This is a genomic window from Yersinia sp. LJYL362, assembly GCF_048323875.1.
Window position 1 is genome coordinate 1 of the sequence record NZ_JBLWEX010000025.1, and the last position, 8,643, is coordinate 8,643.

Genomic DNA, 8,643 nt, shown 5'->3' on the forward strand with positions numbered 1-8,643 from the left:
CACTGGCAGACCCCGGCCTGTTGGGGATCAGCAGTGGCGCAGCCCTGTGTGTCGGGCTGATTATTGTGATGCCATTCAGTCTGCCGCCACTGCTGGCGCTTTACAGTCATATGGTCGGTGCCTTTATTGGTAGCCTGGCCATTTCTGCCATTATTTTCACCCTCAGCCGCTGGGGGCATGGCAACTTATCCCGTTTGCTGCTGGCCGGTATTGCGATCAATGCGCTGTGTGGTGCAGCGGTCGGTGTGCTGACTTATATCAGTGATGATCAACAATTACGTCAGTTCTCCCTGTGGAGCATGGGCAGTTTAGGTCAGGCGCAGTGGTCAACACTCATGGTGGCGGCATCATTGATTCTGCCTGCGTGTGTGCTCGGTTTGCTGCAAGCACGCCAGTTGAACCTGTTGCAGCTAGGAGATGAAGAAGCGCACTACCTCGGCGTCAATGTAAAGCAAGCCAAACTGCGCTTGCTGTTACTCAGCGCGATTTTAATTGGTGCCGCCGTCGCTGTCAGTGGCGTTATTGGTTTTATCGGGTTAGTGGTACCGCATCTTATCCGGATGCGGATCGGGGCTGACCATCGCTGGTTACTACCCGGCGCTGCGCTGGGTGGCGCTTGCCTGTTACTGACCGCCGATACACTAGCCCGAACTCTGGTCGCACCGGCAGAAATGCCGGTCGGGTTAATCACCAGCCTACTGGGTGGCCCTTATTTTCTGTGGCTGATTTTACGTCAGCGGGAGCAACGCAGTGGTTGATATGGCGCTATTAGAAGCGAATCAGCTTTCCTACCATGTACAAGGGCAAAAGCTGATTAATAACGTTTCGCTCCAAATTGCCAGCGGTGAAATGGTGGCGATTATCGGGCCAAACGGCGCAGGGAAATCCACTCTGCTGCGTTTATTAACCGGCTATCTCGCACCATCTGAAGGTCACTGCCAGTTGCTTGGTAAGAACCTCAATAGTTGGCAGCCCCAAGCATTAGCCCGAACCCGAGCGGTGATGCGCCAATACAGCGATTTGGCCTTTCCATTCAGTGTTAGCGAAGTGATTCAGATGGGCCGTGCACCTTATGGGGCGGCGCAAAATCGTCAGGCGTTACAAGAAGTGATGGCGCAAACCGACTGTCTGGCACTGGCGCAGCGGGATTACCGCGCACTGTCCGGAGGCGAGCAACAACGGGTTCAACTCGCTCGTGTGTTAGCGCAACTGTGGCAACCGGAACCGACCCCACGCTGGTTGTTCCTTGACGAGCCGACTTCCGCATTGGATTTGTATCATCAACAGCATACCCTGCGCTTATTACGCCAGCTCACCCTTCAGGAACCCCTGGCGGTGTGCTGTGTGCTGCATGATTTGAATCTGGCCGCACTCTATGCCGATCGTATTTTGCTGTTAGCACAGGGCGAACTGGTGGCTAGTGGTACACCAGAGGAAGTGCTCAATGCCGAAACACTGACCCGCTGGTATCAGGCTGATTTGGGCATTTCGCGTCACCCAGAAAGCGCCCTGCCGCAAATTTATCTGCGCCAATAATCTCAAACCAAACCAGCCTCAGGTTGGTTTGGTTTTTCTGTTCCTATCGACAGCCCATCCTCTTCCAGCAATTCGTAAATTGTCTTACCCACTTTTTGCACGGCGCGTTCAATTTCAGCCGTCATCGGTTTGCTGTAACTCAACCGCAAACAATTACGATATTTACCTGAAGCTGAGCTGATAAATCCGGCTGCCACCTGTACACCTAATGGCAACAGACAGCGATTTAGGCGCAAGCTATCAAAACCATGCGGCAATTCGACCCATAACATAAAGCTGCCTTGTGGCCGACTCAAACACGTATTCGGCGGGAAATACTTCATCACCCAACCGGTCATAATGTCGCGATTACGTTGGTATTGGCGGCGCATCCGACGTAAATGCTGCATGTAATGGCCCTGCTTGATAAATTCAGCCATCGCCAGCTGTGGCAATGACGCAACCCGTCCGGCAGAAATGTATTTCATGTGTAACGCTTTATCCAAATAGCGCCCCGGAGAAATCCAACCAATACGTAAGCCCGGAGCCACCGTTTTTGAGAAAGAGCTGCACAGCAATACTCGCCCATCATCATCAAATGAGGCAATGGTCGGTGGGCGCGGATATTGATAAGCCAGAGCGCCATACACATCATCTTCAATAATGGCGATGTCGTAACGCTGAGCGAGAGTCAATAATGCCTTTTTGCGCTCATCCGGCATATTGTAGCCCAGCGGATTATTGCAGGTCGGCGTCAGTTGCACGGCTTTGATCGGCCATTGATCCAAAGCCATTTCCAAAGCTTCCAGACTGATCCCCACCACCGGATCGGTTGGGATCTCAATCACCTTCATGCCCATCCCTTTTAGGGTTTGCATCGCCCCATGAAAACTGGGGGAATCCACCGCCACAATATCACCGGGTTGGCAAACGGCACCTAATGCAATAGCCAGCGCACCGTGGCATCCGGAAGTAATAATAATATTTTCAGCTGATTGATGATTACCACTGTCGAGCATCAGCCGGGCGATTTGTTCACGTAATACCGGCGAGCCGTAAATATTGTCGTATTCCAGCACTTCTTCACTCTGATGAAGACTCACCCGGCTCAATAAGCGGCTAAGGATTTTAAGCCCAGGGCCAGAAAGATCAGGTGAGCCAACCCCCAGATGGATAACATCTTCTTGATCACTTTTTTGTAAAAATGCCAGCGTATTTTCCCACTGCGAAATCTCGACCGGCCGCTGTGCATGGGTGCATGTGGCGGGTAAGGAGGGCAAATTTGAACTGCAACGCACGAAATAACCCGACTTCGCCCGCGCCTCAATCAGCAAGCATTCTTCTAACTGCCGATATGCCTGCTGTACAGTGCTAATACTCACCCCATGCTCGTCACTCAAAAGTCTGACCGAGGGGAGCCGCTCACCGGCGGCATAAAGCCCGGCTTTAATTCGCTGACTAAGAATGTCGGCCAGTTGTTGGTAACGAGTCATTGGTATCACCTGATAAATGAGTAAGAAGCAGTACAGATGGCACGAAATCAAACCATTCAGTTGATATATCGCATATCTGTATGGAAATAATAGCCCTAATTTGCATCTGTAATGTTTTATGCCAAAGCTTCATGCTAATGGCTCACCTACTGACGGGGAGTCGATGATGAATAATATAATTGAAGATCAAATAGATGAATGCTGCTCGTCAACTATTCGAGCTGCAAAAAATCGCCAAAATATTTTTATTCAGTTATGGCTAAAAGCATACAGATATTCGTATCAATGGAATGAGCGGCGTAAAGCAGCCAATATCATGGCGAGATTGAATTCAGATCAGTTAAAAGATATTGGCCTGAGCCGAGAGGATATTAAGCGAGATTACAGCCGCCCGTTTTGGCGCTGAGAAGAAATAATGTGATAAATAGCCCGCAGAGATTGCGGGCTATTGACGAATATAGGGAATCGGTTAGAAATCGTAGCCCACTGTCGCTTGTACTGAGCGCTCTGCGCCCCAGTAGCAATACGAGGTGCTATAGCAAGCAGCGACATATTTTTTGTCTGCGATATTATTCACATTCAATTGAACAAACGCGCCTTTCAACGATGCAGCCCATGTCCCTAAATCAGCACGAACAGAGGCATCACCCAAGGTATAAGAGGGTACACGCAAGGTATTGGCATCATCTGCCCACTGCTTGCCAATGTAACGGATACCCGCCCCCACATTGATGCCGTAACCCGCTTCATATTGCGCCCACAGCGATGCCATATTGGACGGTGCTAATACCGGTGTATTACCATCATTGCCATCAATTGCATCTTTGAATTTCACACGATTATAGGTATAACCAGCAATCACACTTAGCCGGTCACTAATCTGACTTCTGGCTTCCAATTCCAGCCCTTGTGAATTGACCTTACCTGCCGGCACATAATAAGTCGCCGGTACTGCACGGTTTGCCACATCATTTTGGGTCAGGTCATATAAGGCGGCGGAATAGAGCGAAGTACTGCCCGGCGGCTGATATTTGATCCCCACTTCATACTGCTCGCTGGTCATCGGTTTCAGCAGTTTTTGCTGTGCATCCGGGAACAAACTTGGCGTAATAGCCTGGCTGTAACTGACGTATGGCGAAATACCGCTATCAAAACTGTACAACAGTGACGCACGACCACTCGCGTGGTTATCTGTACGTTCATCGGTGCTATTGGCAGTGTTATTAATATTTTCCGTCTTCATCCGATCATAACGACCGGACAGATTCAGGTGCCAATTATCCAGTGTCATTTCGTCTTGCAGATAAACGCCACTCTGTTCATAACGGCGGCTTAAATAGGATGTATTAATGCCGGGAGTGGTCAGCAGATAATCGCTATACAGCGTCGAACCACCTGAAACACCGGTATAGGGGTTTAACGTCGTGGCGTAAGCACTGTCACTGCGCAGATTGTTGCGGAACTTCTGGAAATCAAAGCCCAGTAATACTTTATGTTTAACCGCGGCGGTAGCGAAATCTGCTGCCAGTTGGTTATCCACCGCAAACGCATTAAGCGAGGAGTCTTCGCCAGAATAATAGCGATTCATCAGAGTACGATCGCTATTCCAGCCTCCTTGGTAAACTTGCTCTAACTGAGTATTGGAATGGGTATAACTGGCGTTTTGGCGGAAAGACCAAACATCATCAAACTTGTGTGAAAATTCATAGCTATAGATTTGTTGCCAGCGCTTAAAGACATTGTGGTTACTTTCGCCATCAAAGAAGCCACGACTCAACTTTTGCCCATAAATGCTGCCATCAGCCGGTACCGCACTGTGGTAACCACCGGAAGGCTCTTTTTGCAAATTGGCGCGCAGTAACAACGAGGTATTTTCATCGGGTTGCCACAATAATGACGGAGCAATCGCATAGCGCTCTTCGCGCTGATGGTCATACATGGTGTCGCTGTTACGGGTTATCCCGGTCAGACGGAACGCCCAATGTTCAGATATCGCATCGGTATAATCAAATGCCGCAACTTGCGTATTGTTATTACCGGCCGTCAGGCGGAAATGACCTTCAGACGCAAATTGTGGGCGCTTGGAAGTCATCATGACTACACCACCAGGGATGCTCTGGCCATATAACGCAGAAGATGGGCCTTTAATCACATCAATACGCTCAAGGAACCACGGGTCCACTTGCAGCACATTATAACTGCCACCATCACTGAGTAAGCGCAGCCCATCAAGGAAGGTATTGTTCACATCACCGCCGTGGAAACCGCGCAAGGCGACAGTGTCATAACGGGTTGCGCCACCGGAAAAACCAGTGAAGACGCCCGGCGTGTAATTCAGCGCCTGATTAATTGTCGCAACGTTTTGATCGTCCATCTGCTGGCGGGTAACCACAGATACGGCTTGTGCCGTCAGGATGAGCGGCTGATCAGTTTTGGTGGCCCCTTTGGTGGTGGTTGCGGTGTAACCCAAGGTGGGTAAATCGGCTTCGTGGCCTGCTTTAGCCGTCACTTCTATCGTATCGTCAGCAATGGAGGCTAAGGGTATAAACATAGCCAATGAGCATAAAATAGCGGAGCGCTTTATTATAAAAGCCGAGAACATAGTTATCTTCCCCAGATAATGAGCATATGAAATAGATGGTTATCAATTAGCATCCATTGCTATTTTCGCCCGGCAAATACCCTTGCCTGTGCGCCACATATCGTGGGTCCATAAGTTCAGGGCACAATCTATTAAATGAGAGTGGTAATTACAATGATAATTATTATCTTTAATATTTAATTTAGGGGAGTGATTATCGGAGTAAGATTATTCAGTAACTCGCAGGGTGTGCCACAATAAGTATCAGGCAAGCATACCTACACAAATTAATGGGTTAATTGTGGTATTCACATTCGGGCTGACAGGTTTTATGAAAAAGAACGAGCACGTTGTTTCACGTCGACATTACCCTCTATTCTGTCTGTTATTCACACTGATTTGTGCATCACTCACCGTGATGTCAACTACAGGCACGGCCTTGGCGGCGACAACATCAGAAACAACCACTGAAAGCGATGAAGAACCGGCGAAACCGGCAGTATCGGTACAATTAATTAGCTTACAAAAACAGCTGGATAAGCTAAAACAAAATGTCTCTGTTAGCACATCAGATAATCAGCTAAACGCGTTGAATGAAACAGCAATAGCGTTAGTGAAGGATGTTGATATTCTGCTGGCAGAATTGAAGCCCAAGCGGGAACAACTACAAACACAATTAGATGTTTTAGGCCCACCGCCTGCCGCTGGCACACTGACAGAAACACCGATAGTGGCCCAACAACGCCGAGCGCTAAACACCCGTAAAATACAATTAGAAGGCCAGCATGATCAGGCCCTGTCTATCAAGGCGAATGCGGAAAACCTGGAAACACAGATTATTGCCTTGCGGCGAACAGCACTGAAATCACAAATTGCCTTAAATTCTGGCAGTATTTTGGGGGCTAAATTTTGGGCCCCCATCGTCAATCCCAATGTCGATGATGACAAGCGACTGAAGGATTTTGTACAAGAGCTAACCGATGCCTGGAATGCTGCCTGGCAGCCCGAATGGCGCACCGGCACGGCAATATACCTGCTGCTGGCACTGTTGATCGGTGCATTGGGCTTTAAACTCCTCGACAAATTGACGGCCTGGTTTTGCACTAAGTGCCTGCCTCAAGGCCCATTGCGCCGCAGTTTTATGGCCTCAGCGACCACCTTGTACACCGTGCTGATCACGGTCACCATGGCACAATGTATCATCCAGGCATTCACTCGCACGCCGGATGTCTCGCAGGTGGTGATGGACTTTGCGCTGGCTTTTGTCCAACTGATGTTTTTCTCTGCGTTAGTGGCGGGCCTCGGGCGAGCATTCTTATCTAACCAGCGCCCCTCATGGCGTTTGCCCGCTATTGCCGATGAAGTCGCCGCCTCTCTCAAGCTGTTCCCTCCTCTATTAGCCAGCTGCATCATGATTTTTGGTGCCATTGATCAGATGAACAATATGATCAATATCAGCGTATCGGGAACAATTTTTGGCAATGGAGTATCGGCTCTGTTGGTGGCACTGACCGCCGCCATTATTCCACTACGCGCTAACCGAATACGCCGTAATTTAGTGGTTAATGGCGAAAAACCAGAAGCTTATTCCACCTTGGCCGGATTGATTCATCTGGCTATTGGTATTACGGCAATAGCGATATTACTTTCTTTGTTAGTAGGATATATCGCACTGGCGAAATTCTTAAGTTACAAATTGGTGTGGGTTTGCCTGGTACTCTCCTGCTTATATTTACTGACCCATCTCTGTGTTGATTTGGCGGAAAGTCTATTTTCACCCACCAGCAGTGCCGGCAAAGCGATTAAGCAGACGCTAAATATTGATGATCGCCATCTGGCCCAAGTCGCAACACTATTATCAGCCACCAGCAAAGTCACACTGATATTACTGGCTATTATCGCGCTATTTAATGGCACCTTTGGCTCGACGACTCCGGTTTCGCTGTTACAAAAGACCGTGGAACTGTTAGGTGGGGAAGGGCTGGAAAAATTAAATATCGTCCCGACGAATTTATTTAATGCCGCACTTTGCCTGCTCATCGGGCTATATGCGCTGAATGTCGCGCGACGTTGGTTAAGTAATGAGTTTCTGCCAAAAACCCAGATGGATACGGGGATAAAAACCTCGGCGGTCACTCTGTTCAGTAATATCGGTTATGTATTGGTGATTCTGCTGACTTTATCGGTACTCGGCATTCAGTGGAATAAATTAGCCTGGATTGTCAGTGCATTATCAGTGGGTATTGGTTTTGGTTTGCAGGAGATTGTGAAGAACTTTATTTCCGGCATTATTTTGCTCACCGAGCGCCCGGTGAAAGTGGGCGATTTAATCAGTATTAGTGGCGTTGAGGGCGATATTCGGCGCATTAATGTTCGTGCCACAGAAATTCAACTCAGCGACCGCTCGACAGTTATCGTGCCAAACTCTCAATTGATTTCGCAGAATGTGCGTAACGCCACGATGGCTAATGCGCAAGGGGTAGTGACCATTGCCCTGACATTCCCGCTAGATTTAGATGTTGAACTGGCGCAAGAGTTGCTGATAGCGGCTTACGAAGAGCACGAATCGATACTCGATACTCCGGCCCCATCAGTGAAATTTAGTCAGCTAAGCCCGGATGGTATTGTGCTCAGTGTCACCGGTTTGGTACCGAGTCCACGCATGGTGAGTAATACTAAAAGCTCGTTGTTATTCAGTATATTAAAACGACTTCGGGCCGCAGGTGTGTCTCTGGCGGTGGCAACAACCCCAAGCCCACCCACTGTCAATTAACCTTGAGTGGGCCATAAGTCATATCATGATGATAAAACTTATGACCCCTCAATAAGTTACTTCGCCGGACTCAGGCTAAACACTTTTGGATTGCGCCCTAACCATTGGGCAGCTAAGGCATTAACCTGCTCAAGTGTGACCGCTTTCACCTGCCGCTCTTCTTGAGCCAATAAAGCAAAGTTGCCATCGTCGCTGGCAACTTGTGCCAGTGCATCAGTCCAATAACTGGCACTGCTACGGCTGGCATCTTGCTCGATCCACCAGGCTTTTTTCGCTTTATC

7 protein-coding genes are annotated in these 8,643 nt (G+C 48.9%); 4 read left to right on the forward strand and 3 right to left on the reverse strand.

What is annotated here, in order from left to right; genetic code table 11:
* Together ACNSO8_RS00995 and ACNSO8_RS01000 are read left to right on the forward strand one after the other, a co-directional pair.
* Positions 1–758 (forward strand): FecCD family ABC transporter permease (locus ACNSO8_RS00995; protein ID WP_418393560.1); only part of this gene is annotated, 758 nt, incomplete at its 5' end.
* Position 759: 1 nt separating this feature from the next.
* Positions 760–1,536 carry a heme ABC transporter ATP-binding protein gene (locus tag ACNSO8_RS01000; RefSeq protein WP_032900964.1) on the forward strand — a complete coding sequence of 259 codons (777 nt, stop codon included), beginning with the start codon at positions 760–762 and terminating at the stop codon, positions 1,534–1,536.
* A 2-nt stretch (positions 1,537–1,538) separates the two neighbouring features.
* Here the strand turns inward: ACNSO8_RS01000 and ACNSO8_RS01005 are convergent, their stop codons facing one another.
* The gene (locus ACNSO8_RS01005) at positions 1,539–3,008 is read right to left on the reverse strand and encodes a PLP-dependent aminotransferase family protein (protein WP_019080744.1); all 1,470 of its coding nucleotides are present in this window, start codon (positions 3,006–3,008) and stop codon (positions 1,539–1,541) included.
* 166 nt (positions 3,009–3,174) lie between these two features.
* On the opposite strand from ACNSO8_RS01005, the gene ACNSO8_RS01010 reads away from it, so the two are divergent.
* Complete coding sequence (locus ACNSO8_RS01010; RefSeq protein ID WP_050159289.1) at positions 3,175–3,414, forward strand: DUF1127 domain-containing protein; 240 nt, start codon at positions 3,175–3,177, stop codon at positions 3,412–3,414.
* Positions 3,415–3,477: 63 nt separating this feature from the next.
* Here ACNSO8_RS01010 and ACNSO8_RS01015 read toward each other — a convergent pair whose 3' ends face one another.
* On the reverse strand, positions 3,478–5,610 hold the full coding sequence (locus ACNSO8_RS01015; protein ID WP_019080746.1) for a TonB-dependent siderophore receptor: 2,133 nt from the start codon (positions 5,608–5,610) through the stop codon (positions 3,478–3,480).
* Positions 5,611–6,028: 418 nt separating this feature from the next.
* On the opposite strand from ACNSO8_RS01015, the gene ACNSO8_RS01020 reads away from it, so the two are divergent.
* Positions 6,029–8,362, forward strand: coding sequence for a DUF3772 domain-containing protein (locus ACNSO8_RS01020; protein WP_408576471.1), 2,334 nt, complete (start codon positions 6,029–6,031; stop codon positions 8,360–8,362).
* Positions 8,363–8,418: 56 nt separating this feature from the next.
* On the opposite strand, the gene ACNSO8_RS01025 is transcribed toward ACNSO8_RS01020, so the two are convergent.
* Positions 8,419–8,643 (reverse strand): hypothetical protein (locus ACNSO8_RS01025; RefSeq protein ID WP_418393561.1); only part of this gene is annotated, 225 nt, incomplete at its 5' end.